The organism is Roseimaritima multifibrata (assembly GCF_007741495.1).
Classification (GTDB): Bacteria; Planctomycetota; Planctomycetia; order Pirellulales; family Pirellulaceae; genus Roseimaritima; species Roseimaritima multifibrata.
Genome location: NZ_CP036262.1, coordinates 5,986,329 through 6,003,784 on the forward strand (window position 1 = coordinate 5,986,329; position 17,456 = coordinate 6,003,784).

12 protein-coding genes are annotated in these 17,456 nt (G+C 55.2%); 4 read left to right on the forward strand and 8 right to left on the reverse strand.

The window, feature by feature from the left end; all coding sequences use genetic code 11:
- Positions 1 to 93: 93 nt before the first annotated feature.
- From FF011L_RS21710 to FF011L_RS21720, 3 genes are read right to left on the reverse strand one after another with little or no spacing between them, the layout of a single operon-like run.
- Positions 94 to 1,518, reverse strand: a complete 1,425-nt coding sequence (locus FF011L_RS21710) for an O-antigen ligase family protein (protein ID WP_218932799.1) — start codon at positions 1,516 to 1,518, stop codon at positions 94 to 96.
- Positions 1,446 to 1,718 (reverse strand): pentapeptide repeat-containing protein, encoded by a 273-nt coding sequence (locus FF011L_RS27285; protein WP_391560891.1) that lies wholly within the window; start codon positions 1,716 to 1,718, stop codon positions 1,446 to 1,448. The genes FF011L_RS21710 and FF011L_RS27285 overlap by 73 nt, the downstream gene beginning before the upstream one ends.
- A 51-nt stretch (positions 1,719 to 1,769) precedes the next feature.
- Complete coding sequence (locus FF011L_RS21720) at positions 1,770 to 3,191, reverse strand: S1C family serine protease (RefSeq protein WP_145354074.1); 1,422 nt, start codon at positions 3,189 to 3,191, stop codon at positions 1,770 to 1,772.
- Between the two features lie 420 nt (positions 3,192 to 3,611).
- Here FF011L_RS21720 and FF011L_RS21725 point away from each other — a divergent pair, with 420 nt between their 5' ends.
- From FF011L_RS21725 to FF011L_RS21740, 4 genes are all read left to right on the forward strand, one after another.
- Positions 3,612 to 6,098 (forward strand): glucuronate isomerase, encoded by a 2,487-nt coding sequence (locus FF011L_RS21725; RefSeq protein WP_145354075.1) that lies wholly within the window; start codon positions 3,612 to 3,614, stop codon positions 6,096 to 6,098.
- A gap of 97 nt (positions 6,099 to 6,195) precedes the next feature.
- A complete protein-coding gene (gene rnr, locus FF011L_RS21730; RefSeq protein WP_145354076.1) occupies positions 6,196 to 8,490 on the forward strand; it encodes a ribonuclease R in 2,295 nt (764 codons plus the stop codon).
- A gap of 560 nt (positions 8,491 to 9,050) precedes the next feature.
- Entirely contained in the window at positions 9,051 to 9,995 is a 945-nt protein-coding gene (locus FF011L_RS21735) for a DUF1559 domain-containing protein (protein WP_145354077.1), read from the forward strand.
- A 230-nt stretch (positions 9,996 to 10,225) separates the two neighbouring features.
- On the forward strand, positions 10,226 to 10,621 hold the full coding sequence (locus tag FF011L_RS21740; protein ID WP_145354078.1) for a DUF6795 domain-containing protein: 396 nt from the start codon (positions 10,226 to 10,228) through the stop codon (positions 10,619 to 10,621).
- Positions 10,622 to 11,109: 488 nt separating this feature from the next.
- On the opposite strand, the gene FF011L_RS21745 is transcribed toward FF011L_RS21740, so the two are convergent.
- The 5 genes from FF011L_RS21745 to FF011L_RS21765 all read right to left on the reverse strand — a co-directional run bounded on the left by FF011L_RS21745 (position 11,110) and on the right by FF011L_RS21765 (position 17,456).
- A complete protein-coding gene (locus tag FF011L_RS21745) occupies positions 11,110 to 14,784 on the reverse strand; it encodes a DUF1553 domain-containing protein (RefSeq protein ID WP_218932801.1) in 3,675 nt (1,224 codons plus the stop codon).
- Positions 14,785 to 14,884: 100 nt separating this feature from the next.
- Positions 14,885 to 15,643 (reverse strand): FliO/MopB family protein, encoded by a 759-nt coding sequence (locus tag FF011L_RS21750; protein WP_145354080.1) that lies wholly within the window; start codon positions 15,641 to 15,643, stop codon positions 14,885 to 14,887.
- The gene (fliN, locus tag FF011L_RS21755; protein ID WP_246109561.1) at positions 15,643 to 16,116 is read right to left on the reverse strand and encodes a flagellar motor switch protein FliN; all 474 of its coding nucleotides are present in this window, start codon (positions 16,114 to 16,116) and stop codon (positions 15,643 to 15,645) included. The genes FF011L_RS21750 and fliN overlap by 1 nt, the downstream gene beginning before the upstream one ends.
- 12 nt (positions 16,117 to 16,128) lie before the next feature.
- Positions 16,129 to 16,677 carry a dihydrolipoamide acetyltransferase gene (locus tag FF011L_RS21760; RefSeq protein WP_145354081.1) on the reverse strand — a complete coding sequence of 183 codons (549 nt, stop codon included), beginning with the start codon at positions 16,675 to 16,677 and terminating at the stop codon, positions 16,129 to 16,131.
- The gene (locus tag FF011L_RS21765) at positions 16,677 to 17,456 is read right to left on the reverse strand and encodes an OmpA/MotB family protein (RefSeq protein ID WP_145354082.1); all 780 of its coding nucleotides are present in this window, start codon (positions 17,454 to 17,456) and stop codon (positions 16,677 to 16,679) included. The genes FF011L_RS21760 and FF011L_RS21765 overlap by 1 nt, the downstream gene beginning before the upstream one ends.

The following is a 17,456-nucleotide window of genomic DNA, read 5'->3' on the forward strand; positions in this document are numbered from 1 at the left end:
ATCAACTAGGCGATGACCAATCCATCGTAACCGGAACTACAATCTAGGCAAGAAGAGAAAACAGCGAAGATTTGCTCGGATCCAGGGGGGGCACTAGCCTCCCAGCGATCGAGTGGGCGTCGAAAGCGGATCCACTCCGCCTGATCCTTCTTCGTCCTTCAAAGATGCCGAATACATCGACGGAGCAACCAGGGCGGCGATCCAGGCCAGGGAAAGCGCATTTGGAAACGAATCAAAAATCGTGTCCTCCACCAATCCCGAAACCAGCACGTAAATCAAGATTCCGCGTATCCACGGATAGGGCTGCACAAACGCAGACCTAAGCGACCACAGCAACAGCACCAACAGAATCCCCCCTGCGACCAGACCAGCTGAAAAACAAGTGTTCAGCATTAGGTTGTGAGTCCCAGCAGTCGGCCCCGTCATCACGCTCGCCGAACTATCCAGCCCCCAACCGGTCCAAGGACGTTGCTGGATCCAGTCGATCGCTTGTGCCCAAATGACCGTACGCCCGGTCATCGAAGTCAACTCTTCCAATTTGCCGCTCTTGGTGACCGCTACAACCGCCGAGGAAGAGAACGGATCCTTCCCTGTCGACATCGACGTCAGCAACGCGGTCCCGATCCCCAGCGTGATCAATAGCACAACACTCAGGACGATGGCACGACGCGAAAACCAATGAAAAAGCAAGAAACAGGTCGCGATTCCGCCCGCTAAGATCGCGGTCCGACTTAACGCTGCCAAGGCGGCAACAACGCCGATTAACACCGCAAAAACCAACCATCGATTCAGACGAAGCGACTGGCTGCCCACACTTATCTCCCAAGGCGTTGAAACAGCCCTTTCCGTTTCCGCATCCCTTTGCAGCGATCCCCTGCCCTCACCCCGAGGTCGTCCGAAGCGAATCCCCAAGGCGATCAGAACTGCCGTGACCGCCGTGATCGCCACTCCGTTTGGATGAGCTGTTCCACCCATCCGAGGAACCGTTTCCGTCGCCGAGATATACTCATGAAAAACGCCGTGGGAGGGAACAAACACATACAGCGCCAATGTCACCAGCAAATTGGCTACGACTCCCAGCAACAGTGCCAGAAGAAAAGAGTGGGGCTGGAGCCGCTGGACCGCCCCTAACGTGAACAGAAGATAGGCGACAAAAATCATTGCCGCCGCCCGGCTAATCATTGGGTTCGCGGGACTCCCAACGCCAGCAAAGAGACTAGTCAGGCAGAACACAATCGCCAAAGCCACCAAACAGGCGCCAGGGATTGAAAACATTGACCGGCGGACACTCGGCGAGGTGAACCAGATCCACACTCCCAGCAGGGCCGCGACCCCAGCGACACACAGTTTGGCCAGCAAGATTGGGCTATTGGACTGCGTTTGACGTTCGAATTCGATGCTGGTCATCAAATTGACCGGATTCACCGCGGCAGCAATCACCAGCGTCAAAAAACTAAGTTTTGCCACCCAATCGAAGTGACGCGGGCGATCATCCAAAACGCTTGTACTTTCTTCCAAGGAGGGTCGATCCTAAACGGGCTGTCGATGAAGCGATTGTCGCCCTCGGGCCGTTCAGACGGAACTGAGCCAAGGGGCGGGTTCGCTACGAGTGCCAAATTCGCACCGTTCAAATTCGCACCGTCCAAATTCGCACCGTCCAAATTCGCACCGTTCAAATTCGTACCGTCCAAATTCGTACCGTCCAGTAGCGGGCCCACTTACCGCCAGCCCGCGGCACCGCAAAAGCCGTCCATCAACAATAACGCGGTTTACCGCAGGACCCGTTCGGCGGGTGGCGATCCGATCGTCACCCACAACGATTGTAGTCCGTCGTCACGGCGAACCAACAATTGAACGGACTCTCCGACCTTCAAATCGCCCACCAATCGCATGAGGTGTCCGATATCGGCCAGTTCGATCTCGTTTAACTGCAAGACAATGTCTCCGGCCAACACCCCAGCCCGAGCCGCTGGCGAATCCGGGTCCGCCAGCCCTGTGACGAGGGCTCCTCGCACCCGTGCATCGGCACCTTTATGTAGATCATCAGGGACTTCCGCCAACGCCACGCCCAACCAGCCACGTTGAAAATGGCCATCGGCCCGAATCCGCTCGTAGACCGATTTGGCAACATTACTTGGGATCGAGAAACTGACCCCTCGATAGGTATCTCCAACAATGGCCGTATTGATCCCGATCAACTGGCCTCGAGCATCCACCAGCGGGCCGCCACTGTTTCCGGGATTCACCGCCACATCGCTTTGCATGAAATCCTGATACCGGGTGCTTGCCTTCACGACCCGGTGTTTGCCACTAAGGATCCCGAACGTGACGGTGCGATCCAGACCAAAGGGACTGCCGACGGCCCAGACCGGCGAACCAACCTTGGCCGCATCGCTTTCGCCAAACTCAATGGGAATCAAGTTGGTAGCGTCAATTTTCAAAACCGCCAAATCGGTTAACGGGTCGACGCCAACGACGACGGCCGGCACCCGTTGCCCGTCGCTTAAACCAACCTGGATACTTGCTCCTCCTGCGATGACATGCTCATTGGTCAGGATGTACCCCGACGCATCGACAATCACGCCGCTCCCCTGGTCCGAGCTAAGCAGCGGTCCCATCGAAGGGGGCAAACCTTTTTGCTCCTGCAGAAAATTAGCCAAATCGACCTGCTGCGAGGTGCGTTGGCGTTGGACTTCGATATGCACAACGCTGGGACCGACGTGTTGAGTCACCATTTGCGAGGCCTGCGAGAGCGAATCGAGTGATGCGGTTCGCAAACCTTCGCCACTCACTTCGTACTCTGCCCGCAATTCACCGCGATGCCACGCGTACCGAGCCTCCTCAACCACCACAGGCAGCAAATACCGGAGGGCAGCAAATAATAGGGCCACCGTCATCAGGAAAAGGACACTTTGGCTAAGCGAGCCTTTCGAATCCCGATTTCGGTCGCGCTGCCTTGCGGGCAGCGGGTTTTCGTAACCGAATCCGACTCGTTCCCCCCGGATTGAAACCGAAACCTCGGAGGACTCCGACGGCGATTCACTCGGCGAAGAGCTTGCGGGCGTCACACCTTCCGCAGACGTTACGATATCCGCAGATAAAACGATATCAGACGCTGGTCCGGCGTCGGATGCGGGTCCTGTATCAGATGCTGGTACGATATTGGGAGTATCGGGGCGGTACGGATGCATTAGCGTCGTCACACCTAAGTAAAAGTGCAGTCGCGGCTCAGGGCCTTCGGGAGAGCGTTCATTGTACGGTCCCCACCGCCAAATGGAAAAGAAATAGCCTTACTTTTCGCCACAACCTGCCTTCAACCCCCATACAATCCGGTTTCTAGCGAAGCCTTAGGCTCCCCAACACCACAATTCTGATTATCTTTTATAAAAGGCAGAACCTTGCCCTAATGCTTTAACCCAGATGTCAGACAAATCGTTGCAGGTCCAACCGATCGACCTCCTTTCGGCATTCAACAATAAATAGAGGTCGACGGCCGCCGATCCCTCAGTCGTTCCCGTTCATTGCATTCCATCCTCCGCCTGTGACGAAGCCCTAGGTCGCTCCCTATCTCAACACGTCCAGCTTTCCCACTCAGCCCGAATTCGAAACCCATGTCCGATTCGCTACGCCAGACCATCTATCAGGCTCTTGCTGACACCTGCTTGATCGACCCTCACACGCACATCAACCCTCACTCGCCCGCTTCTTCGACGTTGGCGGATGTGTTGGGCTATCACTATTACACCGAATTAGCCCACTCGGCAGGCATGCCTCGCGAGCACATCGAAGCGGCAAACCTGGGGCCCAAGGAAAAGGTGGAACGTTTGGTCCACGGACTGGCCCCGTTGGAGAATACGGCTCAGTACAGCTGGTTGATTGCAATCTGCCAACGCTTTTTCGGCTTCGAAGAAGACAAACTGACACCAGACAACTGGGAAGCGGTCTACGACGCAGCCGAAGAAAAGATGCGGATCGCCGAGTGGCCCGATCTGGTCCTGGAAAAGAGCAATGTCGAAGCGGTCTTTTTGACCAACGATTTCGACGACGCATTGGAAGGATTTGATACCAACAAGTACATTCCCTGCCTGCGAACCGACGACCTTGTTTTTCACCTGGGCAAACCAGAGGTTCGCGAGCGACTGGCGGCCTGCAGCGGGATCGAAGTCAGCGACTTGGGAACGCTCCGCGAAGCGCTGCAGCAACGCTTCGAGCACTTCACTCGCAATGGGGCCCGAGCCTGTGCGATTTCGCTTCCCCCTTCATTCTCTCCGACGCAAGTCACCGACGGACGTGCGGCAACGGCTCTAGATGACGTCCTTCGCAGTGGCACCTCCGCCGCCCCGGCACATCAGGATGCCCTCGCCCGCCGAGTCTTCTGGACCCTGGCCGAATTGTGTGATGAATACAATCTGCCGTTCGACCTGATGATCGGTGTGAACCGCGGCGTTTATCCTGCCGGGGTCTATCAAGGACAGGACCTGTACGACAGCCGAGTCTCGCTGATCCAGTACCGTGAACTGTTCAACGCGTTCCCCGAAGTCAAATTTCCGATTTCGGTATTGGCAAGCGTCACCAACCAAGAACTGGTCAGCTACGCATGGATTTTCCCCAACGTCCTAACCAACGGGCATTGGTGGTACAGCAACACCCCTAGCTTCATCGAACGCGACGCGACGGCTCGTCTGGAAGCGGTCCCCCAGACCAAGCAAATCGGCTACTACAGCGACGCCTACAAACTGGAATTTGTCTGGCCCAAATTCGACATGTATCGTCAGATCCTAGCCAAAATCCTGACCGAATCCTTTGTGATTGCACGCGGCTGGTCCGAAGAACGAGCGATTGCACTCGGGAAACAGATTCTCCGTGGCAACGTCGAAACCATCTTTCCCGCTCGCGAACCATCGCCGCCAGCGGAAGAAGCCGTTCCTTCCGATTCGTCGACTGCCGATTCTTGGGATATCGCTGGAGCCACCGGCGCCGCAGTGATCGCCCCAGCAGCAGGTGCGATCGCCGGAGTCTTCACCGAACCGTACCAAGCATCGGAAATCGAGAAAGAAGCCGAAATCGAAGCGGAAATCGAAGAAGCAGCCGAGGAAATCGAAGCGGCAGCCGAAGCGCAAATTGAACAAGCGGTCGAAGAGATCGAAGAAGCAGCCGAAGCGGAAATCGAAGAAGCGGCCGAAGAGATCGAAGAGGCTCTCTACGACGCCGATGGGGATGACGACGAACCGATGGAATTTGCGACCATCGATTCCTCGGAAGATATGACTCCCGAACCAGAAGTCGCGTTCGACACCGACCAGGAAGTGGCCGACGAAGAGGATGATGCGGAACTATGGACCGGGCCTGAAGAGACCCTCGAAGTAGCCACCGAAGAGAATTCCATTGAAATCAAGGACCCGCTGGCCGAACTAGAAACTGAATCGCCCGGACTAGAAACCGAATTGTCAGCGGCAGAAATCGAGCTTTCAGAACCAGAGGGCGACCGGTCAGAACCGGCGGTCGAATTGCCTGAACTTGAAACCGAATCGCTCGTTTTAGAAACCGAATCGCTGGATATTGACGTTTCCCTGCCAGAAACCGAAACGGATCCACTCGCCCTCGCACCCGAGGCGACCGAGACAACCGAGACAACCGAGGCCGCCTCGGAGATCGTTTTTGACCTGGACCAGGAAGCATCGGACGAAGAAGACGACGATGAACTGTGGACGGGTGCCGAGGAGTCTCTGGAAATCGAGTCTGCGGAGCCCGAATCACCGACCGCGGAAGCCACTCCAGAAATCGTCTTTGATTCCGATCAAGAAGCTTCGGATGAGGAAGACGATGCCTTGCTCTGGGGAACCGATTCGGACGACGAGGAGGACGAAGACAGCGAGGGGGATCTGACAATCGAACCGCCCTTCAACGAACCGCCTCCAACCGAATTGCCAGGCCTTGAGGAATACACCGAACTGAACGATTCGGGAACCGTCATGCCTCCCGACGATTCCGAAGAGGAAGGATTCGGTCTGCTCTCGGATGGCTCGTCCGTTTTCGAATCGGACGAAGAAAACACCGATAGCGAGGACGATGGGAAGGACACCCCATCGCCAAACTAGGACAACACGCTTCTCAGGGCCGGTTTCCGTGTAAAAATGCGACGTCGCAGGGAACTGGCCACGTACAGGTTCTGGAAATATCGACTATGCTTTCACCATGGAAGTATCTAAAGAACTAACCGACCGCGTCCTTCAACTAATTCACTCCCCTAATTATCAACCTGGCAAACCAAAGCAGCTTGCCTCCGCGTTGAAATTAGATGCCGAGGAGACGCGTGAGCTCAAACGGGTGATCAAATGGCTCGCCGCCCAAGGGCAGCTGGCCTACGGCTCGAACCATATGATCATCAGCCCTGCCCTGGCGCGCGGCAATATCGATATCGTCCGTGGCAGTTTTCGCCCCGCGGTCGGCGGCTTTGGTTTTGTCCGCCCCAATTCGGGCGGGACGGAAACCGAAGCACCCGACGACATCTTTATCCCCCCGGGCGAAACCCTCGGAGCCCTTTACGGGGACGTTGTCGAAATCCGGGTCCGCGGCCGCAGTAACCGCCGTGGAAACGGCATGGAAGGAACCGTTCTAAAGATCATCGAACGGAGCCGTCGGCAGTTCACCGGATCGTACCGCCTGGAAAATGGCGAATCGATGGTCTACCTGGACGGAGTCCCCTACGAAGCCCCGATCTCGGTCGGAGATGTCCGCGGCCTACCTGTCGAGAACGATGACAAAGTAGTCGTCGAAATGGTCGAATTCCCCGATGCTCAGGGGAAAGGTGGCGAAGCGGTCATCATGGAAGTTCTGGGTAGCAGCAAAAACCCAGCGATCGATACGATCATGATCATGCGGCAGTACGGGCTTCCCGATGCCTTCCCCGAAGCGGTCATCGATGCCGCTCGAGCCGAATCCGATCGTTTCGATGATTCGAAGGTTCCCGCCGAACGCAAAGACCTGACCGACCTGCTGACGATCACCATCGACCCTTTCGATGCACGCGATTTTGACGACGCGATTTCGCTAAAGCATGCCGATGGACGCTGGACACTTTGGGTCCACATCGCGGACGTTTCTTCGTTTGTCCCGGCCGGCGGCCCGATCGACGCGGAAGCTTACAAACGTGGGACAAGCGTCTACCTACCAGGTCGCGTGATCCCGATGATCCCAGAGATCATCAGCAACCACATGGCCAGTTTGCAGCCCGAGCAGATTCGATTCACCAAAACGGTTGAAATCGAAATGCTGGACGATGGAACCGTCACCAGCACCGAAGTCTACAACGCCGCGATCCGCAGCGATAAGCGACTGAATTACGAACAGGTCGATCAATTCATCGCCAACCCCGACGACGCCCGGAAAGAATGGGGCGAACCGATCGTCGACCTGCTGGCACACATGTACAACCTGGCAATGACCTTGCGAAAACGTCGCCTCGATCGAGGCGCGTTAACCATGGACATGCCCGACATCAAACTAAACCTTGACAAACAGGGCAAAGTCAAAGGGGCATTCCTGGCGGTCAATACCGAAAGCCATCAGATCATCGAAGAGTTCATGTTGGCCGGAAACCAAGCGGTTGCGACTTGGTTAGACGACCTGGAACTCAACTTCTTGCACCGCATCCACCCTGCACCGGAGCGGCGTAAATTAAGACAACTGCAGCAGTTCGTCAAAGACATTGGCATCCAGGTAGACACCCTGGAAAGCCGTTTTGAAATCCAGAAAGTGCTGAGCACCGTCGCGGGAGGACCGCTGGAACATGCGGTCAATTTCGCGGTCCTCAGAGCGATGAACAAAGCCATTTATGGGCCTCATCGTGATGGGCATTATGCGTTGGACATGCAGCATTACTGCCACTTCACTAGCCCCATCCGGCGTTATCCCGACCTGATGGTCCATCGACTGGTCCAAAAGATCATCGACAAGGTTCCGACGCCCGATGATCCGTTCCCGGTATTGCTCCGCGACGGACATCACTGCAGCGACCAAGAGCGGAATGCAGAACGCGCCGAACGCGAACTGATCCAAGTCAAATTGCTTCACCACCTGAAAAAACATGTGGGTGAAAAAATGGAAGCCGTGATCAGCCGAGTCTATCCCGATGGACTAAACGCACGCTGTTTGAAACTGCCGATCGAAGGTTTCATTCCGATTACCGCCCTGCCAAACGATAACTATCGGTACGAGCGACGCGGACAGGTGATTGAAGGACACAAAGAACTGAATCGTTTTCGACTGGGCGATCAACTGACGATCCAGATCGCCAAGGTCGATGTGCGTGAACGACAGCTTTTCTTATCGGTGATCAAAAATCACACGGTCGCACGCGAGGGAAAGAAAACGCCCGTCAAGAAACCAGGCAAAGCAAAAGCCTTTGGAGGAACCTCCAAGACGGGCACCAAGAAGAACCAGTCCAAACACGCACGGACTGGAAAGAAGAATAAAACGCGGCGACGCTAATTTCCCGATAGTGGTTTCGCCTTTCGACAGGCGAAACCAACTTCTTCAAAACCGTGCGGCGCCGCAGATAACGGCCAACAATCAAGCCGCATCCTGGGACGTGCGATAAACGAGATGCGAGTAAGATCGCAGGCTGCCCAAATCCCACACCGCTGCATAAGCGAGGGATTGCGGATCGCGTTCCCGGTCGCTCGCGCACGCAGCAGGTTGGGATTTTCGGATGCATTGCCACACCGCGGCAATCGGCTAGGAAACCGCCAACTTATAAATCGCAGGTCCCTCGATGCGGCTGTAAAATCCCGCGCCAAAAACCGGTTCCAACTGTCCGGAAAAACCTACGCACCCCACCCAACGGCACCAGGCAGCTCCCTAAAGTGAAATAACGGGCTTTAAATTCACTTGCAATGGGTTCTCACATCCGTCATAACGATGATTCACCGTTGTGATGCGGAAAGAAATCGAGCCTGGGCAGGCTTATCATTCGATTTCTTGTACCGGGGTCTTTTCCATCCACATCGAACAGAGATGCTCTCTTTTCTCTTATCATTGAGGTTGCTGTTATGAACAGGCACTCTTCACGCGCAGGTTTTACTCTTGTTGAATTATTGGTGGTGATCGCCATCATCGGCGTACTGGTTGGGCTGCTGCTGCCAGCCGTTCAGGCCGCTCGAGAAGCCGCTCGCCGCATGCAATGTGGCAACAATCTTAAGCAAATGACTCTTGCTTGTCACAATTACCACGACACGTTTGGAAAACTGCCGGCTGGAAAAATCACCACGGTAACCGGTTTCGGAGGCCCCTATCGGTCGAACTGGGCGATTGCGATCCTCCCCTACATCGAGCAAAACAACCTGTACGAACTCTATCGCCAAGAAGAAAACAACAATTCGACTTGGAACATGGCCAACGTCAACAGCCAATTCGTTGAAACGTATGCCTGCCCATCGGATTTAAATGTCAAGCAGACGGGCAGACCTGAATCCGGCCGCGGAAGTGGGCAGGACTGGGCTAGAGGGTCTTATCGTTGCATGACCGGTGCAAGCGCTGGGCACAAAGATGTAACCAACGGCGGCTGGTGGGATGGCGACGAATACAGTGGCATCCCTTCGTCCTGGATCGGTGCCATGCACTTTGTTGACGAACAACTGCAACAGGAATCGATGGGGATCACCGATGGTACTTCGAACACCCTTTTGATCGGTGAACTTCACCGTCCCAAAGACAAAGACCGCCGCGGAACCTTCTGGGCCTATAGCTACACCTCCTACAATGCCAGCGGAGCCGTTCCTTACGGGGCATCGATCGCCGCCCACCGCTGGGCAGAATGCCTAGCCAATGTTCCCAGCAGCAACATCTGTAAACGAGGATTTGGCAGTTACCACCCCGCGGGGAACAACTGGGCCGTCTGCGATGGTTCGGTTCGCTTCATCAGCGATACGGTCAACATGGATGTCTACGTCGGCCTAGCAAGTGCCTACGGTGGCGAAGTCGTTCAGTTCCCATAGTCGACACTCTCGAACGAGCGGCATGCTCACCTCGACCTCCATGGATCACCCCTTGCTTCGCACCCATTTAGCGTGCGAAGCAGGGGGCAGGGTCGCTTCTAAAATGTCGGGCTTTTCAAATGCTCGCAGTTTGGTGGCGTTCCCCCTTTTTCAAATTTCTCATCCGACCCAGGAAAGCGACCCTCATGACAACACGGACGAATTCACCTTTGCAAATGACAAAATTATTAATGGCATCATGCCTTTGCACTCTCGCCGTCGGCTGCGGCCCCTCCTACACGACCGTTCCGGTGTCGGGGACCGTGACCGTAAACGGAAAACCCGCAGCAAATGTCTGGCTTCAGTTCGAACTAATCGAAAACGGGGTCAATGCCCCGCGATCAACAGCGACCACCGATGACAGCGGAAAATTCACGCTCAGTTTAGCGACGGAGGATGGAGGAGTCGGTGCGGTACCAGGCGAACATGTTGTGCGACTAGCGCCTAAAGGAGAAGACAACGAGGCGATGGAGGGCCCCGAAGCAGACGCCCCTCGCAAAATGCGGTTGCCAGAAGAAGCAACCGGTGGAAAAATCAAATTCACCATACCGGAGGAAGGAACCGATTCAGCAAACTTCGACTTTTAGCATCGAACGCGGCGCCGGAAAATTGCACGCCTAGCCTGAATTTAACCCGGAGGATTTCAAAAAAGTTCCGTTTCCTAGCTTGTCCCGGAAACGGAACTCTCGATCCTTGGAGCTAAAATGGTGCTGAAATAGCCGATGATTTGAGGCATCCGCAAGAATACGGAAATCAGGACGATTGACCACAGCAGTCACTTCAAAATGCATAAGCGAAGGATTGCAGACCGCGTTCCCGGTCCCTCGCTCACGCAGCGGGTTGGGATTTTCGGATGCATTGCCGCGCACCAACACCTTCACTCGGAAGCCGTCACTTATTGCTTTCACGCCCCCGCGAAAACAGCTTTAAGGGATCGTTCTTTCGCCGAGCGAAAGGGGACAATCACCAGATCAACAAGCTGTTAAACGCGGGACAACAAAAGCAGTCCGCTACCTTCATCCTGCGGCACAACTTGCGCCACGCCTTAAACCACACCCCCGATGAACGGCGACGATTACGGAATCATCACCATTTCGGGAGCGTTCAACAGCGACCAAACGGCATCTTCAAATTTGGTTCGCCATTCAGCCCGAATGAAGGGAGTCGCTGGTGGACCTTGTCGAACACGCTCTTCCATTTCGACTTTGATCTTGTTCGCTTCGGAATTCAAATGGTTGGACCACGAAACAAACCGAAAGCGTTCCTGTTCGGGCAACGGATCGACTTCCGCTAAGGGAACCATTCGATCGGCGTAGCCCTCTTCAAGCAGAGCCACAAAACGAGCCTGTTCGGCATCCGTTGGGTAACGTGTCAGCATCGTCAAAAACAGGCGATCGACCAACGTTTCCAGCGGCTGATCCCGTAGGACTTCGGTGGTCAGACCACTCTCTTCGGACAGCCTGGTCAACCAGGTTCCCAAAGTTCCGTTAGCGAGCACTGCTGGCTGAATCAGGTTGGCCGCAAGCTCTCGCTCGGCAATCGGCTCCGGACGGGAATTTCGCCATCCAAAGGCTTTTAGCACATCGGCGACCGCTTGGGTTTTCGGCAACGCAAGGCTTGGTCGATCTCGTTCGTTTGCGAGGGTCGTAAATTCCCAGGCTCTTTCGGGATAACCAAAATTCAAGAAAGTACTCGGCGGCAACGTTCCCTCAACGTCCATCGTCAGCTCTTCGGTGCCAAGCGGCATCCCGACCGCATGGAAAGCGGTATCGACCACTTGCTCTGCGGTCATTCGCCGACGATAGGGGCCTGCATAAAAACGTGATTCAGGCTCGATCCCTTCTTCACGATCAATCGCGGTCCGCTGATAGGCTTCGCTATTCATAATCGTTCGGCACAGATGCCTAAAATCATATCCTGACTGAATAAGCTCGTCGGCCAGGTACTCAAGCAATGCTGGATCGCTTGGCGGGTTCCCTTCCCAGTCATCGACAGGTTCGACAAGGGCCAATCCCATCAAACGTCCCCAAACTCGGTTGACCATGATCTGAGCAAAACGCCTAGACAGCGTCAATTGAGCCGCCAAACGTTCGCGACTATCGTCAGGATTTTCAAGCAGTTCGCCAGGCACGTCAGGGATGATATCAGCGAACGGCCATTCGGGCTGAACGGCTTCGCCCGGTTGAAGCGTCGCCTTGATTAAGGATTCTCGTTCCTGAGCGGCAAAAAACGCTGGAGGGACCGTGCTGCTGGCAGGCAGCTTGATCGGCTTCCGCTCCAACATCGCAGCCATCTGAAATAGGTCGCCCTGCTTCCACTGGTGATAGGGAGCATCATGACAGCGAGCACATTTCATCTGCACTCCCATGAACGCGGTCCCCAGCACATAGGCTTTGGCTGCCATCGGAGCATCATTTTGTGAAGCGACCGCAAACCCGGCCGTCCCGCCATCCCAAGTACTTCCCCGCATCATGATCAGCTCGGTCGCAAAACGATCGAGTGGTTTATTATCCGTTAACGCTTCATGAATCCACCAGCGAAACGGGCCCGTGTTATTCAACGTCGGTTTCAATAAATTCGGATTTTCGGCAAGTGCGTCCTGCCAATAGCCAACCCAGTTGTCTGCGACGCGAGGGTCTTTCAACAACTGATCAATCAGCTTCCGCCGACGATCAGGATCGGTGCTGGACAGAAATTCGGTCGCTTCGGAGATGCTAGGTGCAACGCCAACGGTATCCAGATAAACCCGGCGCAGAAAAACCTCGTCGCTGGAAACCGGAGTGACTTCGGCAGTCGCCGTGATCGGTTTGGCGGGCACAACCGCACCTTGTTCGATCCAGGTTCGGACCGCAGCGACTTGCTTTTCGGTCAGCCCGTCGCCTTGTGGAGGCATGCGATAATCATCCGCCGCAGCCGACACCAGTTCGAACAACTGACTTTCTTCAGGTTTTCCGGGGACCACAGCGGGGATTTCGGATTCTCCCCCAGCCAACATTTTTTCTCTCGATCGCAGGCTCAGTCCCCCCTGCTCTTTTTCACCGTGGCAGCGGTAGCAATGCTGTGCGAGGATCGGTTCGATCTGCTCGGCGAAAAGGTTCTGATCGTCCGAGGCGGCTTCCGATCCAGCGGCCCGTTGGAGTTCGGACGACAAACGAGCCGCCAAAAGACCGTCGATCCCCTGCTCCGCTGGCGTATCGCTCATTCGATTCTGGACCGCAAACCGGTGCCGTTTGTCCCAGTAAGCCTTGGACGCTTCGGATGCCTTCCTGCGATTCTGAAGGTCCTGTTGACTGATTTGTTGAGCGGTTTTTTCGACCACCGCTTCCCAGCCTTCGTCCGTCAACGGATGGACCGGCTGAGGCGCGAGGATGGTGAACATCGACGTCCCTTCCAATTCGATTGCGACGCAGTTCTCCCCAAATTCGGGGCGATAACGTGGGCCGCCAACAATCGATTCGAGAACAAACCGACTGGGCTGTCCTTCAAACGTGTGTTCGATCACTTTCTCTTGCTCGCTCATCGCATGCGGGCGCATCCCCGGAAAAAGCACTTCCGGCAACGGGTCGACCACGTGATGAGCCCCAGCGCGATTGGGTTGTGCACGCGTTGTTAGAACCAATTCATCATCGATCCACAGGCGTGACAGCCCACGAGCTCGAACCAGGATTCGGTGTTTCCCGGCCGGAACCGCAACATCGGTGGTTGCTTGCACCAACAAGGGGCGTCCCCAGTCTTGCCGGATCCCCCACTCGTCATATCGGTGAGGCAACTGCACGAAAGCAAGGTCGTCCTGAATCCAGGTGGTTAACAGTTTGCCGACACGCGTCGGAATGGTTCCGGTCGAGGCGATAGGGCCATACATTTGGACGGCGACTTTTCCCTCTGGGACCTCAGTAACCACGCGCGGCTGCGGATTGTATCGGTAGCGTGCCTTAAAAGTTTCAGGCGGCAGCACCTTCCGATAAACCGCGATGCCATCGATATCGCCGTGAAGCGAATTACTTTTATCCCCCTTCATGGTCGATCCAATCCAGACTTCATCGTCATCGTTTACTGGAGGTCGACTGGTGGCGCCATCCATATCCCAGCGGCCCGCGACCTGCTTACCATCTAAATAGCCGCGGATGTTATTGGGGTCGGAATCTCCAAACCGGTAGGTGACGGCCACATGATGCCACCCCGAACCAGGCGTGAATCCTTGGTTAGACGTCCAGCGATGCCATTGCCCTTCCGAATCAGGGGCATCGGCCGATGGCCGGCTGCGGAAAAGGAAATTAACGCAAGCCGAACCACCTTTGGATCGCAAACGCAGCGCCCAGCTTTGGTTGTTAGCCGTCGTGCCTGGATTCCCTGTGCGTCCTTTTCCAATCAGATAAGCATTCTGACCAAAACCGTCCAAACGTACCCAAGCCTCCAACGTGATTTCATCCCCGGAAGCAAAGTCAAAACGACCATCCGGATGATCTGCGATTCGCAAATACGACCCCAGCCCCAGATGCAGCGACTGATGCTGTTCTTGGAAATCTGGGAATTCCGGAGCGATCAAGCTTGATTCTTGAATCTGGCCTCCGCCAACAAGCTTCACCGAAAGAGGGGTTTCGAAATCCCATTTGGCGACCGGCTGAGGAGTATCGGTCTCCGCCGGTTCAGCAGCAGCAACGTCCAAACAAAGAGCCCCCTCGAAAGCGGGCAAAACGCATAGCAGAAAGGCCGACAACGTTCGGAGAACGCCGGTGCAGTATCGATTCATGGCGGGCGGGAGGTACATCGAATGAAGGCGGGAAACGGAGTTTCCAACCATTCTAACAAAACCACTGATTCGATGCGCGTCTAAAAGGACTCTGAAAGCCTCAAACGCTGGCAAACAGGTGCCGCGGTCGATCTTCCTCATCCGTGTCCACAAAACGTTTTTGCTGCGGACGCTCTTTTCCTAGTTCCGCCAACGTTTGCTGAAACTGGTGGTGCCCTACCCCGCCTCCTGTCAGAGCCAACAGTTCAGCCACTTCGTCCGGGTCGGTGATCTCCGCCAACGTCGAGGTGGATGTCCCACTAACGGCAAGGACAAGAACGCGACGCCCACAACGGACCAAAACCATATTCTGCCGCGGTGCCAACGGGCTGCGGCCAATGACCTGAAACGCTTCTTTCGACAATCCTCCGAGCGTCGATCCACCTCCGCGGCGCCAAACCCAGACCAGGGCGGCAAACAACCCGAGGACGATGGCAAGCGAACTGATAACGGTGGCCAGAGGAAGCGTTTGCCGCGCCTGCTTTTCCTCATCCGGGTTCGTTTCTACCGAGCGAAATGGAGAAACGTCGCGGGAGGCTGGAGCAGCTTCACCGCGAAAAGGACTTGCAGCAGCCTGATCGTGGCCGGCATCCTGAGCATTCACCAAGGTCACTCGATCGCCAGGTCGCGCCAAGACGACTTCATCAGCGGGACGATATCTCGTCGCTTCCTGCGTCTCGGATTGGGCAAAACCTTGCCCTTGGATCGATTGTGCAAAACCAGCCGAGGTGAGGCTGATTCCGGCAAGAATACAAGCAGCGAACCCGCTTAGAAATCCTTTGCAGGGGAATCTAGATAGCCGATCGAATCTGGAATACATCACGCGGTGGCTCCTAGCAATTCGGTTACACGAACGCAGAAATTATCGTTCATCACCAGGACTTCGCCACGTGCAATCAAGCGTCCGTTGACGTAAACGTCCACGGGGTCTCCGGCCAATTTATCGAGAGCGACGACGGCTCCGCCCCGCAACTTTAGGACTTCTTCCAGCCGCATTTGGGTGCGGCCTAGTTCAATCCTCAGATCTAATTCAACATCGCCCAGCAACTGCATCGGATGGGTTTCGCCACCCTGGGCGACCGATTCCAGATTATTCAGATGGAATGGTTGGGCGTCACTATCGGGATCATTCCCGACCGCTTGATCGACGCCAGCCTGAGCATCCGCGATCAATTTTTCGATATCGTGCGGAGAGACTTCTTGTTTTTTGTCGGTCGCCAAACCGCCGTCCTCCCCCACAGGAGAAGCATCTTCGGTAGTTTCAGCGTTTTTTGCTGAGGGCGACTCGCTCACGAATTCAGCCTTTTATTCTTTGTACAACTGATAATCGCGGAATCCGACAGAAAGTAACAGGTCGTCTTCCAACAGATGATTACATGTCGTCAAAATTCGTCTTTGCAGCAACCCCAATTGGTTCTCATCCAGTTCAGAAAGGTCCGACATCCGGATTTTCATCCGCACCGCATGCCGAATACGCCCTTCTTTGGAGGTTTTCTCCGCATTCATTTTCTCCAGATCTTTTTTTCGCACCAAACCAAAAAGGTTCAGTTCAACACGATAATGATCCTGCGTATCGAGAGGGCTGAACGTTTCGCCAAATTGCCCGATCAGGACTTCTTCGACGCTGTTCTCCTCGTCGGTCAGTTCCTCCACTTTCTGCTGGCCTTCTTGAACGGATTGAATCAAACGCGCCTCAGCGAGGGCACTGACTTCTTCCGCAGAAGGAACCAAGAAGAAAAAGAGGGCTGTTTCGACAAGCACAACGACCGAGATGAACCCAATCATCAAACCTTTGCCAAGCCCCGATTTTTTCGGAGCCGCAACTTCTTCATTTTCAGGGGCGTCATCAGCCATTAGGGGGCCTCGTCATTGGTTGGGGTCTGGAGAACACGCTGAGCCCGTTCGGCGGAGGTTCCACGTAAGTCCTCTGCATTTTCATCTAACAGAAATACTTCCACTCGAGCGTTCGCATGTCCGTTCGCGGAATCGCCCCCTGAGTGCATCGGTTCGGTAGCACCTGCTGAATTCAAGCGAAAACGTTTGGCGTCCAGTTCGGTAACGTTCACCAAATAGTCCAGCACATGGCGAGCTCGCAGGTAGCCCAAATCCATCGCCTCGTTAACGTCTCCTGTACGAGCGGCTAATTCTGGCGAAGCATGTCCACGAATTTCGATTTTCTGGGGCTTGCCGCGCAGTTGCACGGAAACCTGATCCAGAACTCGTTTCCCTTCGGCGTCCAGATCGGCATCCCCCACTTCAAAAAACACCACCGCACCGACAGCCGTTCGCTTGCCAGGCCTGATGATTCGCACCATCGGTTCTTCGCCATGAGGCGCTGGTTCAGGAACACCACCCTTCGCAGTATCTTTCCGCTTGGCTCGACCGGTCGTCGCCAGCACGGACATCGCCGAGGCGCGAGGTTTCGCGTCCCCTGGGGCAAGACTGTCGAGCGACTTTGAATACCCAAACTGACGGTGCATGGAATCGACTAACGCCTGATATTTTTCGTCCTCTTTAATTTCGCTTAGCGAAACCAACATGATGAAAAAGGTTAGCAGCAGCGACATCATGTCCCCGAAGGTCACAACCCATTCAGGAATTTCAGGCCCGGATTCTTCTGGTTCTTCTTCCAT

What these genes read in the sequence shown, in the direction of transcription:
- FF011L_RS21720 (WP_145354074.1), bottom strand. Translation starts at nt 3,191, where the DNA reads ATGCATCCGTACCGCCCCGATACTCCCAATATCGTACCAGCATCTGAT.
- FF011L_RS21725 (WP_145354075.1), top strand. Translation starts at nt 3,612, where the DNA reads ATGTCCGATTCGCTACGCCAGACCATCTATCAGGCTCTTGCTGACACC.
- rnr (WP_145354076.1), top strand. Translation starts at nt 6,196, where the DNA reads ATGGAAGTATCTAAAGAACTAACCGACCGCGTCCTTCAACTAATTCAC.
- FF011L_RS21735 (WP_145354077.1), top strand. Translation starts at nt 9,051, where the DNA reads ATGAACAGGCACTCTTCACGCGCAGGTTTTACTCTTGTTGAATTATTG.
- FF011L_RS21740 (WP_145354078.1), top strand. Translation starts at nt 10,226, where the DNA reads ATGGCATCATGCCTTTGCACTCTCGCCGTCGGCTGCGGCCCCTCCTAC.
- FF011L_RS21745 (WP_218932801.1), bottom strand. Translation starts at nt 14,784, where the DNA reads ATGAATCGATACTGCACCGGCGTTCTCCGAACGTTGTCGGCCTTTCTG.
- FF011L_RS21750 (WP_145354080.1), bottom strand. Translation starts at nt 15,643, where the DNA reads ATGTATTCCAGATTCGATCGGCTATCTAGATTCCCCTGCAAAGGATTT.
- FF011L_RS21760 (WP_145354081.1), bottom strand. Translation starts at nt 16,677, where the DNA reads ATGGCTGATGACGCCCCTGAAAATGAAGAAGTTGCGGCTCCGAAAAAA.
- FF011L_RS21765 (WP_145354082.1), bottom strand. Translation starts at nt 17,456, where the DNA reads ATGGAAGAAGAACCAGAAGAATCCGGGCCTGAAATTCCTGAATGGGTT.